This is a genomic window from bacterium SCSIO 12741 (genome assembly GCA_024398055.1).
Lineage (GTDB): Bacteria > Bacteroidota > Bacteroidia > Flavobacteriales_G > Salibacteraceae > SCSIO-12741.
Window position 1 is genome coordinate 4,675,267 of record CP073749.1, and the last position, 14,634, is coordinate 4,689,900.

Below are 14,634 nucleotides of genomic sequence, written 5' to 3' on the forward strand. Positions count from 1 at the left end.
ATTCTTCAGAAAGCCTCCATTTTGTGAAGTGCATGAAATAGTTTTCGAGTAACCGAATTTTCTTGAGTTTGAAGCAAAAAAATAGCGGAACAAGTCCGCTATTCGTCAAAAGCTCAGCTAAAAGATACAGGGGTATTAGCGCAAATCACAGGTATCTACTACGACTTCGTAGAAAAGCTGATAGGTTTTTCTTGGCATTCCGGTACCGCAAAACCAAACGGTGCTATCACCAGAATGATACATTTCATCCACGGTTAAGGTATAGGTAGTGGTTTCTGTTGGACACACCTTGGTGGTTTCACAGGTAGGACAATCTACACCCGTGGTAGGAGTCCATGAGTAACTCTTAAAGCTTTTGGAACCATTGTTTGGAAACAAGGCGATAGAGTTAGGAAGAGTTACACACTCTCCTGGGCAAATAGTCACTTTTTGAGTGGGTTTAGGCTTACAGGCTCCTGGCTTCCAACTCGTCACCCCTCCTCTATACTTGGCCTCACATGGGTTCGAATAAGTCACCCCATTACATCCGCAAACCGGATTATACTCCATAGTACACGATCTATTCAAGTCAATTTGAGTCGGGTTTACACACATTTTCACAGGAACCTTCCCTTTACATGGGCCACTCGTCCATTTGGTTACTCCGCCGTAATATTCCGCTTCACAGGGGTTTCCATAGGTTACTCCGTTACATCCACAAACGGGGTCGTACATGGTGAAACAAACAATTTCCTGACTGATTTTGGTGGAATCAACACATCCGTCTGAAACCGGATCATCGATAGGGTCGTTTCCAGGATCCTTTTTACAGGACGTAAAGGACAATACAAGGCTGAGCAAGGCCAGCATAAAAAGCGATTTGTTCATTTTGAGATAGGTTTTAATTAGTGAATAATTAGTTGTTCAACTCCCTGCTCGCCTCCGATCAATTGGTAGCGTACCAGGTAAAGGCCATTGCTGAGTGCCTCTGTATTTATGCTGGTTTCTGAAGAATGAATCATCACTTCCCCAAGCATGTTTACAATCTCCAATGACGTCAAAGGTTCTGAAGATTGGAAGTGAATGATATCTTGAGCTGGATTCGGGTAAATTCGAATGGTGCTCGATTTTTGGTGTTCGATTTGACTCAAAGTAGAAGACGGAGCTGAAAAGGAGAAATAGACATTATCCGGCATTTCATCGTATACCTGACCGCCAAATCCAGAGCCACCAACAACCACATTCATTCGGGTATCATCGTCTACTTCCGATAGCACCAAACGCACTACCAAAGTATTGGGCGTAGGATAGGATAAATCGATATTCTGGGAGAACCACATACCCGATGTATCTAGCAACATAGTATGGGTAGGCGGGAAGAATTTATTATTAAGGATCTCCAACTTACGGTTGTATTTCATGGAATTGTTCATGGCATTGTGCTGCAATGCCCAAGATTTACCACTCGTAGGAGTTTCGTTGGTATCAAAAAGGATGATCATTCCCCAATCTCCGGTAATGGAGTCTGCGGCTTCAATTTTTAGCCAAAGTGAATCCTGAATGGAATCCACAGCCATGGCGAAGCTGATTAGATCCGGAGCAAAGGGTTGTCTACGATCGCCATTGGCATCGGTGCCCAATGTTTGGAAGTTTTGTGCATTTGCCCCAAACAGGAACAAAGTAAAGAGTGTGGTGAACAGCAGGTTCTTCATGGGTGTTTGTTTTATTTCTAAGACCCCATGGTTTTTCAAAACGCTGCACGGCGATGGCTTTTTTTTATAAGCGGTTAAAATTGGATGAGAAGTCCACCGGCCGCACGCCAGGAATTTCCGGGAGAAACATCCCTTTGCCCTCCCATTGGTACGCGGTATTCAGGACTAATAAACAAGGATGTTCTGGGATCAAGCTGGTAGGACAAGCCGAGGGAGAATAAGGCATCGGTATTCTTAAACACCTGATTGCGGCTATTTACCAAGTTGTTCTCATAGGCAGTAGAAACACTGTGTGACTCCATTCTATAGGCGTTTAAGGCCTGCAAAGAGACACCTGATCCCAAGAACCCTCCGAGTTTACTGAGTTTTCCTCTTTTTACCTGCCACATCCAACGCAACTGGAGCGGCACCGATACCACCTGCTGGCGGTAATTACTCACCACGGTATCATCGTAGCTCGCATGATCAATAACCGTAATTTCGGTATTCTCAACGGTATAAATGGTTTCGGTGATTACCCTGGTTTTGGGTTTTTGAGGAGCCGGAAAGTTCGTTCCAGCCCCAATCAGACCATCGTTTTCGAAGGTGGTAGTCCCCTGATTACTGTTCAAGTGACTGTACATGTTGTTAAATTGATTGGTGGTGAGCTGAGTACCCTCGGTTTGTTCCACCACCCGTTCCACCGTTTTCGGTGCCCAATGTTCCACCGATATCACCGTGCGATTCTCATATACTTGATTATAGTAGGTATATCCTTTTCCTGACCATTGATCGTACTGAATTCCTCCGGTGAAATAAAATCCTTTAAACAACTGAATTCCCCCTCGGGCACCAATGCTCCAGTTAAAAGAGCCATCGGTTTTTGAATTCACCATTTTTTGGCTCACCCGATTGGTGGAAACGAACAAATCTTCGGAAGGAACATCTTCAGGGTTGAAGGGCTGTTGTTGACCAAAAAGCGCCGCAACCTGGAGCTCAACTGTTTTCCCTCTGGAGTAAAACTTCGAAGGTTTAGGCTCTGTTAGTCCTTGATCATTGAATGTAATTGGACTAAGCTGTTCATCCATCCTTGCTTCAGGAAGGGCCACTAAGGAGATGGGTTTAAGAGAAACCCATTGCTCCATAGGTGATACCAAGGTCGATTGTTGGATGTCTGGGACCTTCGCCGTTAAAGTGGATGACTGAGCCGGGGAATGGGATGCCATCCGATCAGAAGCGTTGGTTTCCCAATCAGCGACATTCTCAGGCTGGGTGGTAGTTTGCGTCTTTAGTGGAGTCGTAGCTTGCTCAGCTAACGGGGCTGTTTGATTTTCAGTTGCAACAGGGGGTTTTGAGGAAGTCTCCTCGGGCTGTACGGATGTATTCTTTTGGTTTTCGGTTGTGGTGGGTTGCGATGCTGTTGCCGCTGATCTTCCTTTCAAAGAAGAAGATTCCGTTTTTTCCACTGCTTTTGTTGGCTCAGCCAGGTCGGTTAAGGCATCAGGGTTGTCTTCAGGAAAAGGCAAAAGCAACACCAGGCCAACTGAAGCTACGGCAGCCAATCCGGCCAGGTAGAAAAACCAGCCTCCCCTTCTTTTTTTGCGAGTAAGACGATTCTCCAACGAGTTCCAAACCTCTTCAGAAGGCTCCACATGAACCTGATCAATTTCTTCTCGAAACAGATCAAAAAATGGATCTTTTTCTTCAGCCATCTTTTCTGTTTTTCGTTCGTTCTTCCAGCTTTTCCAGTCCTTCCCTTAGCAGTTTTTTAGCTCGGGCCAGTTGAGATCTGGAGCTACTTTCCGAAATGCCCAACTTCATTCCGATTTCCTGGTGACTGTATCCATCCATCACATTAAGGTTGAATACTGTCCGATAACCAGAAGGTAGCCGTTGAATGAGTGACAGGAGCTCATTCATTTCGAATGGAGCTTCGGATTTGTTATCGACGGGTAGTGAAAGTTGATCCAGATTCTCTTGGTGCCGGTGCTTCTTTTCGCGTTGAATATGCTTCAATGCCGTATTGACAAATATTCTACGCATCCAGCCTTCAAATGAACCTTCCTGGCGGTAGGATCGTATCCCCCGAATACTTTAATAAATCCTTCCTGCAACATGTCTTCGGCGTCTTGCCTACAGTCACCATAGCGCATACACAGTTTGAACATCTCCGGTGAATAGATGCGGTACATCTCCCTTTGTGCCTTTAAGTCTTCTTTTTGGCAGAGATGAATCAGTTCTTCCAGTGTATGGTCGGAAAGAATGTGCACGTTTACTCTAATAGATACCCAAAATTGAAAAACGCTGCATCAAGGTCCAATTTTTTTTGATGAACGGACGGGGGAGTCTTCAATCTTGAATCTCGAATCTTGAATTTTCAACCCAGAGCGAAGCGATCACCGCAGGTAATCTTGAATATGGGGATCCTATAAATATTGGGGGAATCATCCGAGTTAATCATGGAATTACATTCTAATCTCCGCGCTCGTATCTCGATTCTGGATTTTAGGTTGGTTTTTAATTCTGCTTCTGCTTCTTTCTACTCGAAGTGCAGATCGAAAAGAAACTCCTCTTTCATTTTCTGACCAGAAGGCGTTCTTAGGTAGGAGTAAACTTGAAAATGACCTTCTGATTGTTGTGCCCAATAACCGAACAGATCTGCGAATGGCACAGACATCTCCCCTTCTTTTTGGTTGGTTTCCGCTTCTGTATACACCTCTCCCTCTTTGTTTTTAATTACCAAAACCTGGTAGCAGGAAAGGCAAGGCTGCAAGGTATATACCCGCACTCCAAATGAGGCATCACTCGAAACCTCAGAAGCATTGATGCTTACTTTAAGCTCCCCCTCTGGCACTTGAGAACGTGAAACCAGACGACCATCTACGAAGGCCTCCCATTGCACTTTTTTCTGGGCTTGAACGGAAGTAATGAAGATTAGGGTTAGAATCGGAAGGAGAAGTAATTTTTTCATATTCTGAGTTTTGTTTGCCGGATAGTACACTTAACTACTGGATTACTTAGGAAATACCTGGTTCCAATCCTTGTCCATATCCATAACCAACCAACCTTTGGCACGAGCTGTGTCGAGACCTTTGTCCAAACCACCTACCAGTGAACCACGATCGTAGGCCCATTCTCTTACACTATCCGTATGGTGCACATACATCATCAAACGAGCGCCATCGCCAGCCGCTGTATAACGCAGCATGGACAAATCTCCATCCGAATTTCCAAATGCAGCAATAGGTCGTTTACCAATAAAACGGCGAATGTTCAATGGCTTTTCATCGCGATCATTAAAGTTGTCCATCTCCTGCTGACGGATGATGACTGGCTTTCCGTTTTCGGTAGTAAATTCAAGCTTGTTGTAGCTTCCCACTACCTGATCCGTTGGAATACCATAGACCTGATTCATCCAAGGACGCATAAATTCTAACCCACCACCGGAAACGATGAAGGTTTTAAAACCGTGATCCCTCAAGCATTCCAAAAGCTCCAACATGGGCACATAGACCATATCGGTATAGGCCTTGCCGGTGGTAGGATGGCGAGCGGTATCCAGCCAGTTTTGAATCATCAGGTCATAATCTTCCACATTCTTGGGCGGAACAGCAGACGACATAAGCGTAACGATTCCCTCTACACCGTAGCGAAAGATGGCATCGTCATCTCCGGCAATAACATCTTTAAAGGGCTGCTTATCCTGCCACTCCGGATGATCTTTCGCCTGAGCACGAATTTGATCCAACACGAAATAAAACTGGAAATACAAAGGACGTTCGCACCAAAGGGTCCCATCGTTATCAAAAGTGGCTATTCGATCTCCTACCGGAACAAAATTGGGGTTTGTGCTATCACTCACCTCGTCCACAAACTTCAAGATAGATTGCTTAACGGTGCCATCATTCCAAGAAGACAAATAGGTCTTTGCAGGAGGCTCAGAAGGAGCAGGTTCACTTTTTTGAGGAGCTTCGCAGGCCAGCAGGAGTACTGAACTCAATGCAGGAATTAACCAGAAATATTTCATAGTTCAAGTTTACAAATTTCTGGTCCTCTGAAAAGGGAATTGCAGGTTAAGTTCCCATTTACTTTTCCTCGACCGTAGAGACCTGATCCAGAAAGCGTAAAAAACTTTCCCGCTCTTCGATAGGGGTATATCCCTTTACTTCTCCGATAGGTTCCAACTCAGAATTGAGTAGAACAAAGAGCGGGTTTACATTGGTTTGGAAACGTTCTACCTGAAATTTGAGGTTCGATTCACCCCAGGTAATACTGTCATTTGGGTTTTGAGGATTGGGTATTTTAGACTTATCATCCACATAAAGGGTAACTAGGAGAAAGTCGTTCTTTACCCTATCCTTAATCTCGGTATCCTCGAGAACCTTCCACGGCAAAGCCTGATCTGAAAGAAAAGCCCATCCGGTAAATACTAGCAAAATCGGTTTACCATTAACTCGGCTGCACTGCTGGGCCGATTCGAGGTTATTGTAGGCTTCAAAGCCCCTTTTGCGTGCGGCTTCATAAACAAGGTTTGTGCGTTCGGGGGAACAGATTTCCCCTGATTCGGGAACGGAGCACCCCATCAATGCCATAAGGAGGATGATTGTCAATATTACCAATACCCCAAATGGTCTTAAGGGAGATGGTTTTTGAGTCATTTTTAAGCTGTTTCCTGAAAAACGGAGGAGATCAGGCTTTCGTCTACCATCTTAGAGATTAAACGATGGATGACACGTTTTACCGTTATTTGGTGAAACTATTAAGCAGGATCCAAGCGGGTTGCCTTTTGAAAGGCTTCAAGGGCACGATTACGAGCAAAAGTATGCTCAACCATTGGCTTTGGGTACTGGTCCGTTCCCCACTCAGGAACCCATCGCTTTACGTAACTGCCTTGAGCATCAAATTTTTCCTGCTGGGTCATCGGATTGAATATCCTAAAGTAGGGTGCCGCATCGCAGCCCGTGCCAGCTGCCCATTGCCAATTTCCGTTGTTGGCCGATAATTCGAAGTCGAGCAAATGTTTGGCGAAGAAAGCCTCTCCCCAAGACCAATGAATCAATAAGTGCTTGCAAAGAAAGCCAGCCACCACCATGCGAACCCGATTACTCATACGCCCAGTTTCCAATAGCTCCCGCATTCCTGCATCTACCAATGGGTAGCCCGTTTTGCCTTGACACCACAACTCAAAATCTTCAGCATGGTTTCGCCAAGGCACTCCATCGTATTGAGATTTGAAGTTGCGATGAACGTTCTCTGGAAAGTGATAGAGAATCTGCATGAAAAACTCCCTCCAAATCAACTCATTGAGATATACCTCATGTTGACTTCCCAAGCCAGCAATCAATTTTCGAATGCCAATGGTACCAAATCGAAGATGGGGGCCAATTTGACTGGTGGCATCCAAGCCTGGAAAATTGCGCACCTCGCCATAGCGATCCAGTTGGCTCAAATCATAGTCGGGTACTCGAATGGATGAGGACTCGAAACCCATTTCCTCCAAAGAAGGGAGCTCCCCATTCCAAGAAACGAACCCTTGATCGGGTTTTGGATAAGGCTGTTTATCCTTCTCGGTAAACCGAGCCATCCATTGACGTTTATAGGGTGTAAAAACGGTGTATGGCTTGCCATCTGGTTTTAATACCTCGTCGGTTTCAAAGATGACCTGGTCTTTGAACGAATGAACGGCAATCCCACTTTCGTTGAGCCACCCCTCTATTTGCTGATCCCGTTTCCGAGCATAGGGTTCGTAGTCCCGGTTGAAGAAAACGCCCTGCAAATCAAACTGTTCGGATAAGTGTTTCCATCCTACCTCTGGCCTTTCATAGCGAACATAAAGCGATGATCCCAAACTTTGCAGTTCTGCTTGAAGGGCATTCAACCTTTGATGGATAAAAGTTACCCGGGCATCGTTTCGTGGCAAATCGTCCAGAATATCAGGATCGAAGAAAAATACCGGAAGCACCTTGTACCCCGACTCAATAGCCCGATGTAAGCCGCGATTATCCTCCAACCTAAGATCTCTTCTAAACCAAAATGCAACTACTTTCTCCATACTTATGGTTAAACATACTATTCCAAAAATGGTTTGAACATTCCAACCGAATCGGTCATATTTGTAGCATGTCAGGCTCAAAATTTGCGAACCACTCCCCTTCCACCTTGCTGTCGCTCATTGTAGCGGGTGAAGCCATTTTCTTTCTACCCTTTGTTTTGGTGCGCATATTTCGTCCTACTTTTTTAGAAGTCTTTGAACTCAACAACCTACAACTCGGCACTTGTTTTTCCATTTACGGTATTGTAGCCACCGTTTCCTACTTCTTCGGAGGGCCTTTGGCGGATCGTTTTCCCGCTCGCAACCTGATGTCGTTTGCTTTGTGGGCAACCGGTGTGGGAGGATTGTTTTTACTTACCATTCCTTCTCAACAGCAACTCATGTGGCTTTATGGCTTTTGGGGAATGACCACTATCCTACTCTTTTGGGCTGCATTGATCAGAGCTACCCGCGAATGGGGCGGTTCTCGTTTTCAAGGCCGTGCATTTGGTTTGCTTGAAGGTGGCCGAGGGTTGGCCGCAGCCCTAATTGGCGCTTTTGGATTGGCCCTCTTTTCCGTATTAATGGATGAGACTGGTGATGGAAATGTGCAAGCCCAACATCTATCGTCCTTTGGAATGGTCATTCTGGGAATCAGTTTGATGGTACTGGCCAGCGGTATTTGGGTCTGGATGGCCATTCCAGCTAAAACCATTAAGCAAGAAGCCTATACCCGGATCAATTTGAGACACCTTTTACCCTTGTTCAAGCAGCGTAGCATTTGGCTTCAGGGAATTATTATCGTTTGTGCCTATTCGGGCTACAAAATAACCGACGACCTTTCGCTCTATGCTCATGATGTATTGGGCTTTGATCAGATTCAATCTGCTGGAGTGGGTACCGCAGCTCTTTGGATGCGACCTCTATTTGCAGTGCTGGCAGGGTTTCTTGCCGATCGTTATTCAGCTTCCAAAGTGGGAATGATGTGTTTTGCCTCACTCGTTTTAGGTGGATTGCTTATTGCCGGTGATTTCTTTCGAGTTTGGACGATGCTCAGTGTGGTTCTTTTGCTCGCATCTGTGGCCGGGGTCTATGCCTTACGTGGTATTTACTTTGCCTTACTCGAAGAAGCTCACATTCCTTTAAGCTCAACAGGTGCAGCCGTGGGACTGATGTCCGTGATTGGTTATACCCCCGATATTTTCATGAGTCCATTGATGGGCTATTTATTGGATACCTATCCCGGATCTCTCGGTCATCAATTGGTGTTTTTAGTTCTTAGCGGTTTTGGTCTTTTAGGGGCGTTTACTTTGTTCTTTTTCCGGAAGAGTAGTCAATTAATTCCACGGTAAGTTGGATGTTTTTTGGTGGACTCACCTCTCCATGATCAATAATCCAGGTTCCGCAAAAAACGCAATAACAAAAGCATCCGGTACATCCTTCCACCTCGCGAACCACAAGATTGATCGTTTCGGAATCAACCCATTGAATCTCAGCAGAGGAGCCGCCACAGCAGTTTTTAATCACTTGGGTTTCTATCCAAGTCGTATCTCCGATCGTCTTTGTTGACTTAACCCGGCTGACGGATTCATAGGCATTGGAATTGTGGTCGCATTTAGAAAGACTGTAATCGACCAGCTTCCAACCTTTCCTGAAGGCTTCGTCCGTTAACTGGCTTTCGGGATGAACGTGATCATAACAAGGGAGCTTCTCTTCCTCCACTTCTTGTAGATCTGGATGGACTTTCCACGCACTGGTGTCGGTTTGAGCTACTCCGGCTATGCTAAGGAGTATTAATAGGATGGTCAAGGAAATTTTCATGACCAATCCTATTCAAGCATCATGCCATTTTAAACCTCTATTTGCCCCTTAAAAAAGGTTACCGCCTGCCCCGAAATAAGAATTCGATCTCCCTTATCCTCACAGCGTAAATCTCCTCCCCGTTTCGATATTTGTTGAGCAGTCAGTTGCTTCTTCCCCAATCGATTGCTCCAGTACGGCGTTAAGGTGGTATGAGCCGAACCGGTTACCGGATCTTCATCAATTCCGGATTGTGGCGCAAAAAACCTGGAAACAAAGTCACAATGATCTCCAGGTGCCGAAACTATCACCCCACGACCACCAGCCCTTTTGAGCAAAGCCATATCGGGATCTATGGAAGCTATATCTACTTCACTCGGGTATATTAACAGGTAATCTGTTTTGCCCCGGTATGCGTCCAAAGGTTTGCGCCCAATGGCTTCCTCTAACAAGGGAGGCGCATCGGTTTGATGAAATTGATCTACGGGAAAATCGAGGGTCAACCAATCTCCGCTTCTGCTTACAGAAAGAGCTCCACTTCTGGGAGAATAAAAGGATATGGACTCTGCATTTCTCCTAAATTCTTGAAATAACACATGAGCCGAGGCCAAAGTTGCGTGTCCGCAAAGGTCTACCTCAACCGTAGGTGTAAACCATCGAATCTGGATGGTGGAGTCCTGGGGCAAAAGAAAAGCCGTTTCTGCCAGGTTATTTTCTGCCGCAATTTGCTGCATGAGTTCCGCTGGTATTTCATGGTCTAAAAGACAAACAGCTGCCGGGTTACCGCCAAATACGGAATGAGTAAAAGCGTCCACCTGGTACATCGAAATTTTCATATCAACCTTCTTTAAGTGTGAAATGTGCCGTTAAACCAACACAAAAATTTCGTGGCAAGTGAGCCACACCGAATAAGGACCTTGAGTGCATTCCTTTTTCTCCCAGTACTTCCACCATTAGATCCGAAGCGCCATTAAAAACAAGGGGAGCATCATCCCATTCATCGGTTCCCTGATAACAAGCTTCGAGGTGATTTAATCCCGCCATTCGGTCAAAACCAATCTTGGCGTGAACTTGGGATAATACGTTTAACGCACAAAGCTGCATGGCCAAAGTCCCCTGTTCGGTATTGATTTCTTTACCTAAACGCCCTTGGTACCTGAACTCCCCATTGAGAATGGGAAATTGAATGGCGATCCAAGCCACGTTTCCGCGAATATTAACTGAGGTGTAATTCCCTCCAGGATTGCTGGGCTCCGGTAGCTGCAAATTCAATGCTTCCAGAGCTTTTAGAGGATCTTGTTGAGTCATTAGGTAGAAACTTCCGTGATGAAGCACAAACCTACGTGAAATAGCGAATCCATTTCCTGGTCAAGGTTCAGGGAAGCAGATATTTAACGGTTTTTTGAAGTTCAGGAATTACTTCCTGGTCAAACCACTGATTCTTAGCTCTCCAAATGTTGTTTCTGGGTGAAGGATGCGGTAAAACAAAGAATTCAGGTAGGTATGATTTGAAGTTCTTTACGGTCTCGGTCAAATTGGATAACCGCTTTTTTTTAAGGTAATACTGCTGAGCATATTGTCCAATCAAAATGACCAATTGCACCTCCTTCATCTGGTCCATCAATCCTGGGTGCCACTGAGGAGCACACTCCTTTCGTGGGGGTAGGTCCCCCGATTTGCCTGTTCCTGGATAACAAAATCCCATGGGAATTAAGGCCAGTTTTTGAGGATTGTAAAAATCCTCTTTGCTCACATCAAGCCAAGCCCTAAGATTGTCGCCACTCTTGTCGTCCCAGGGGATGCTGCTTTCGTGCACTTTGCGTCCGGGAGCCTGACCTATTATTACGATTGGGCTCTTTTCATGGGCGGTTAACACCGGATTGATACCATGGGGCAAATGCGCTGCACAAGTCTGGCAGGCACTGATTTTTTGGAGCAATATGGAAATGGAATCGGCCATCTTAACAACCTACACTTTCGTGCTGTGCAACCAATTTGAGTAGTTTTCCTTGAGGCGCCTCAATCGATAGGTAAAGAGCAGGGTTGTAGAGGTTATAATGAAAGGTTTTATCCAAAATCAAATCCAACTCGCCGTCACCATCCAAGTCACCGGCAAAGAGAATAGTTACCATAGCTTCATTAAAGTCTGGAATTTGGACCAGGGTATCTTTTTGCCATCCTTCATCCGATTGGCGTTCCAGAAAGAGCCGGTAGCGTTCCCATCCGTACCAATCCAGTTCAGCTGAAGGTTCTACCAATTTGCCTTCGGCTGTGAGGCGATAGGTCTTGCCCTTGTACTCCTGTACCAAAGTATCACCAGGTAGTACATACCCTACCTTCTCCCAGATAGGATCCAGGTATTTTTCACGCAACAGCAATCCGCGAATGAGGATATGGCAGTCATCATCCTTGGTGTCGGTTTGTACCTGCCAGCCTGTTTTTTGATCCTCCTCATCCACCAAAGGATCGTGCACCGAATCTACCTGGAGGTGCGCCATTCGTAAAACGTGATTTCCTTCCACTTTCAATAAGGCGACCCAGCCTTCTTCCTTCCAATTCTCCGGAAGCTCTTCCTGGTGAAGCATTCCACAAATTAATAGGGCATAGTCATCATCCATTTCCTCCTCCGAAACCTTAAATTCAGGCTCTTCAAGAGGAACATTGACCTCTCTTACAGAATCGCTAACAGGAGGAGCTAAAGACTGTTGTGGAGGAGTAGGAGTTTCCTTTTGCGGAGCTGACTCGCTACAGGAGCCTAAGATTAGAAGTAGAAATAGATGGAAAGCGATGGTTTTCTTCATCCCTCAAAATAAAGGCTTTACTCCTTATCTCTAACACGCTGAAGAATCATAGTGTCGGAATCGTGACGAAGAATCAGAAAGGATGAACGAAGCCAAAACTCAGGAAAAGGCCCTTCCCAAGGAGAAATGGCAAGGGTATCCTCTACTCGTTTGTACTGGGCAATGTTCTCAGGTCCCCATTTACCACATTCGCCTCGACCGGATTGCAGGTAGCACCTTCCCATTTGATCAAATTCAAAAATGGCTTTGGCCCTATTTCTATCCAGTTTTTTGGAAAAGTACAGGGTATCTGAACTGCTCTCGGGCTGAATGTACCAGCGCTCTCCCAAAACGAAGAGCTTACCCTGGTGTTCATGCTCCCAGTACCCCAATGTATCTGAAGTAAAAAACGACTCTTGTGCCTGAACCCGAAGTATCAAAACCAAGGCAACAAACGACACTAAAAAATATTTATTAAACACTAATAATCAAAACATTAAATAAATTCAATAAATTCAAAACTTTAACTCTAACGCATTTTTAACATGGGCCAAATGGTGACGACCATGCCAGGCATAGTTCGCCACATTCTGGTCCAAGGAAATGGCATCCATGGTTTCAGGGTGAACGAAAGTTTTTTGAAGTTGTTCTGACGTCAAATGGGTAAGCAAGTAGGCCCATCGTTTATGGAGCCCTTCCAGCAATTGGAGAGAAGGCTCTAAATCAAGATTTTGCGAATCTGGAAGCTCTGCCCAGCGATCTTCGAAATAGGCTTTAATGGTCGGATTGTTTTCCGTGAGCGCCCATTTGAATCGGATCAAACTATTGAGGTGGCTGTCGGCACAATGGTGAACTACCTGGGCAAGGGTCCATCCCTCAGGACGGTATCGAAGTTGCTTCTGCTCTTCCGAAATTCCTTGTACCAAGGTTCGAAGATTAGCCGGAAAAAGAGCGATCTCTTCCATCCATGCTTTTCGCTGGTCCGGGCTGATAGTAGTTGGCTTTTCAAACTTCCCAACGGGATAGCGCAGTGCCTCTAATTCCTTTGCATCCATCATGTGTTTTGCTGATTTGGGTGAATAACGGCCCAAAGATAGGATTAGAAAAGCCCTTTTAGCACTACTGTTGCAAAGCCTTCCAATGAGCGAATTGCTGCAGCATTCTTGATTGCTCTTCCTGCATGAATTCCGGTGCGTTGGGAGAACCGCAATCCTGGTTATTGTAGAGATAGATCAAAGAATCTGCCTCAAAATAAAAGCGATCTTCCATCCATTCCATTTGCAGTGAATCCGGTAGTCCCACGTCAAAAAGATCCCAATTCCCCTTGCTTTTCGGCGCTTTAGAAGCCATCGATTCAAAGGAACGCTCCAGGGCCAGTTTAAGCTCACCGTCGATTTCGTAGAAGATAGAAATGCCTTCATCCTCTGTTTCCAGGTCATAAACGACCCATTTGACGCTTTTTTCATCCAATTGGTAGCGGAGTGCCATTTTGGAGTCAGAACCCATTTCTTGAGCCTTTAAAGCATTTTGGATCAACAAAGAGTCCAATCCTTTGGCCCACTCATTGGTAGGAGCCACTCTGTTGTGCCAATATTCCATGTAACTCAACTCCTCTGGTGCAACCTCTTCAACCAAACTTGACGATTCGTATTCGGTCGGTTCTACCGGACGGTTCCAACTGCTGTCCCATTGTACAACAGCCATCCAAGAAGAATACTCCTGTCCTGCAGCCGTATATCGCATCGATTCAGGCTCTCCATCCTGGTTCCATCCTAAAATACCGATCTCCTTTTTATCATCAAGACCATCATACATGAGAAATACTGAATCACCCTTAACGCGGTACTGCCCTTTTTGTCGTTCGATACCAAAGCAAACCGACCGCTTCACAAATTGATCACCGGGCAGGAAATAAATATGCGTTTGGCAATTGGCTGCGCCTTCATTTTGCACCGTTAGCGTGGGCTCATCACCCAGAATTACCGGGTAATACACTCCGGATGGAAAAATGAATACAAAAGCCAAGATCGATGCCGAAAGAATCCAACGTACCAATCCTGCCTTATTCTTAAAGCGTTCAAGCGCCATGGTACCCAGCTTAAGACCAAGGGTTACGAGCAAAATGAGGTAAACCAGGGAAAGAACCATGAAGACCAGAAACTCCTCCAGGCCCGGAATCTGCTCCCATAAAAATGCGGTATTGGTAACCACCAGAAGGAAAAGGGAAGCCAGCAGAGTTTTGCTCTTGGTAAAATCTTGAAGGGTCATCGAAAAGCTTTGCTGCAAAAGTCGGTAAAAGTATCGATTGAAATCTGTGACTCAGATCACTTGAAAGGGAAAGTGCCCCATCGTT

16 protein-coding genes and 1 pseudogene are annotated in these 14,634 nt (G+C 45.5%); 1 reads left to right on the plus strand and 16 read right to left on the minus strand.

Features of this window, described 5'->3' with window-relative positions:
• Positions 1 to 135 precede the first annotated feature (135 nt).
• The 8 genes and pseudogenes from KFE98_19895 to KFE98_19930 all read right to left on the minus strand — a co-directional run bounded on the left by KFE98_19895 (position 136) and on the right by KFE98_19930 (position 7,722).
• A complete protein-coding gene (locus KFE98_19895; protein UTW64752.1) occupies positions 136 to 714 on the minus strand; it encodes a hypothetical protein in 579 nt (192 codons plus the stop codon).
• A gap of 170 nt (positions 715 to 884) precedes the next feature.
• Positions 885 to 1,691 (minus strand): T9SS type A sorting domain-containing protein, encoded by an 807-nt coding sequence (locus tag KFE98_19900; GenBank protein ID UTW62240.1) that lies wholly within the window; start codon positions 1,689 to 1,691, stop codon positions 885 to 887.
• Between the two features lie 74 nt (positions 1,692 to 1,765).
• Positions 1,766 to 3,382 (minus strand): hypothetical protein, encoded by a 1,617-nt coding sequence (locus KFE98_19905; protein ID UTW62241.1) that lies wholly within the window; start codon positions 3,380 to 3,382, stop codon positions 1,766 to 1,768.
• A pseudogene (locus KFE98_19910) lies at positions 3,375 to 3,862 on the minus strand (RNA polymerase sigma factor). The gene KFE98_19905 and the pseudogene KFE98_19910 overlap by 8 nt, the downstream one beginning before the upstream one ends.
• Positions 3,863 to 4,209: 347 nt before the next feature.
• A complete protein-coding gene (locus KFE98_19915) occupies positions 4,210 to 4,641 on the minus strand; it encodes a hypothetical protein (GenBank protein UTW62242.1) in 432 nt (143 codons plus the stop codon).
• Between the two features lie 42 nt (positions 4,642 to 4,683).
• A complete protein-coding gene (locus KFE98_19920) occupies positions 4,684 to 5,697 on the minus strand; it encodes a haloacid dehalogenase-like hydrolase (protein ID UTW62243.1) in 1,014 nt (337 codons plus the stop codon).
• Positions 5,698 to 5,755: 58 nt separating this feature from the next.
• Positions 5,756 to 6,328 carry a hypothetical protein gene (locus KFE98_19925; protein ID UTW62244.1) on the minus strand — a complete coding sequence of 191 codons (573 nt, stop codon included), beginning with the start codon at positions 6,326 to 6,328 and terminating at the stop codon, positions 5,756 to 5,758.
• 101 nt (positions 6,329 to 6,429) lie between these two features.
• Positions 6,430 to 7,722 (minus strand): deoxyribodipyrimidine photo-lyase, encoded by a 1,293-nt coding sequence (locus tag KFE98_19930; GenBank protein UTW62245.1) that lies wholly within the window; start codon positions 7,720 to 7,722, stop codon positions 6,430 to 6,432.
• A gap of 68 nt (positions 7,723 to 7,790) precedes the next feature.
• Here KFE98_19930 and KFE98_19935 point away from each other — a divergent pair, with 68 nt between their 5' ends.
• Positions 7,791 to 9,053, plus strand: a complete 1,263-nt coding sequence (locus KFE98_19935) for an MFS transporter (GenBank protein ID UTW62246.1) — start codon at positions 7,791 to 7,793, stop codon at positions 9,051 to 9,053.
• Here KFE98_19935 and KFE98_19940 read toward each other — a convergent pair.
• From KFE98_19940 to KFE98_19975, 8 genes are all read right to left on the minus strand, one after another.
• Positions 9,007 to 9,522: a hypothetical protein gene (locus tag KFE98_19940; protein ID UTW62247.1), complete on the minus strand. Its 516-nt coding sequence runs from the start codon at positions 9,520 to 9,522 to the stop codon at positions 9,007 to 9,009. The two genes, KFE98_19935 and KFE98_19940, sit on opposite strands and share 47 nt — an antisense overlap.
• Before the next feature lie 29 nt (positions 9,523 to 9,551).
• Positions 9,552 to 10,337, minus strand: coding sequence for a PhzF family phenazine biosynthesis protein (locus KFE98_19945; GenBank protein ID UTW62248.1), 786 nt, complete (start codon positions 10,335 to 10,337; stop codon positions 9,552 to 9,554).
• 1 nt (position 10,338) lies between these two features.
• A complete protein-coding gene (locus KFE98_19950; protein UTW62249.1) occupies positions 10,339 to 10,809 on the minus strand; it encodes a RidA family protein in 471 nt (156 codons plus the stop codon).
• A 67-nt stretch (positions 10,810 to 10,876) separates the two neighbouring features.
• Entirely contained in the window at positions 10,877 to 11,449 is a 573-nt protein-coding gene (locus KFE98_19955; protein ID UTW64753.1) for a uracil-DNA glycosylase family protein, read from the minus strand.
• A 13-nt stretch (positions 11,450 to 11,462) separates the two neighbouring features.
• Positions 11,463 to 12,302, minus strand: coding sequence for a hypothetical protein (locus KFE98_19960; GenBank protein UTW62250.1), 840 nt, complete (start codon positions 12,300 to 12,302; stop codon positions 11,463 to 11,465).
• A gap of 17 nt (positions 12,303 to 12,319) precedes the next feature.
• On the minus strand, positions 12,320 to 12,742 hold the full coding sequence (locus KFE98_19965) for a hypothetical protein (GenBank protein UTW62251.1): 423 nt from the start codon (positions 12,740 to 12,742) through the stop codon (positions 12,320 to 12,322).
• Between the two features lie 54 nt (positions 12,743 to 12,796).
• Complete coding sequence (locus KFE98_19970; protein UTW64754.1) at positions 12,797 to 13,336, minus strand: putative metal-dependent hydrolase; 540 nt, start codon at positions 13,334 to 13,336, stop codon at positions 12,797 to 12,799.
• Positions 13,337 to 13,400: 64 nt separating this feature from the next.
• Positions 13,401 to 14,549 (minus strand): hypothetical protein, encoded by a 1,149-nt coding sequence (locus KFE98_19975; GenBank protein ID UTW62252.1) that lies wholly within the window; start codon positions 14,547 to 14,549, stop codon positions 13,401 to 13,403.
• Between the last annotated feature and the right edge of the window lie 85 nt (positions 14,550 to 14,634).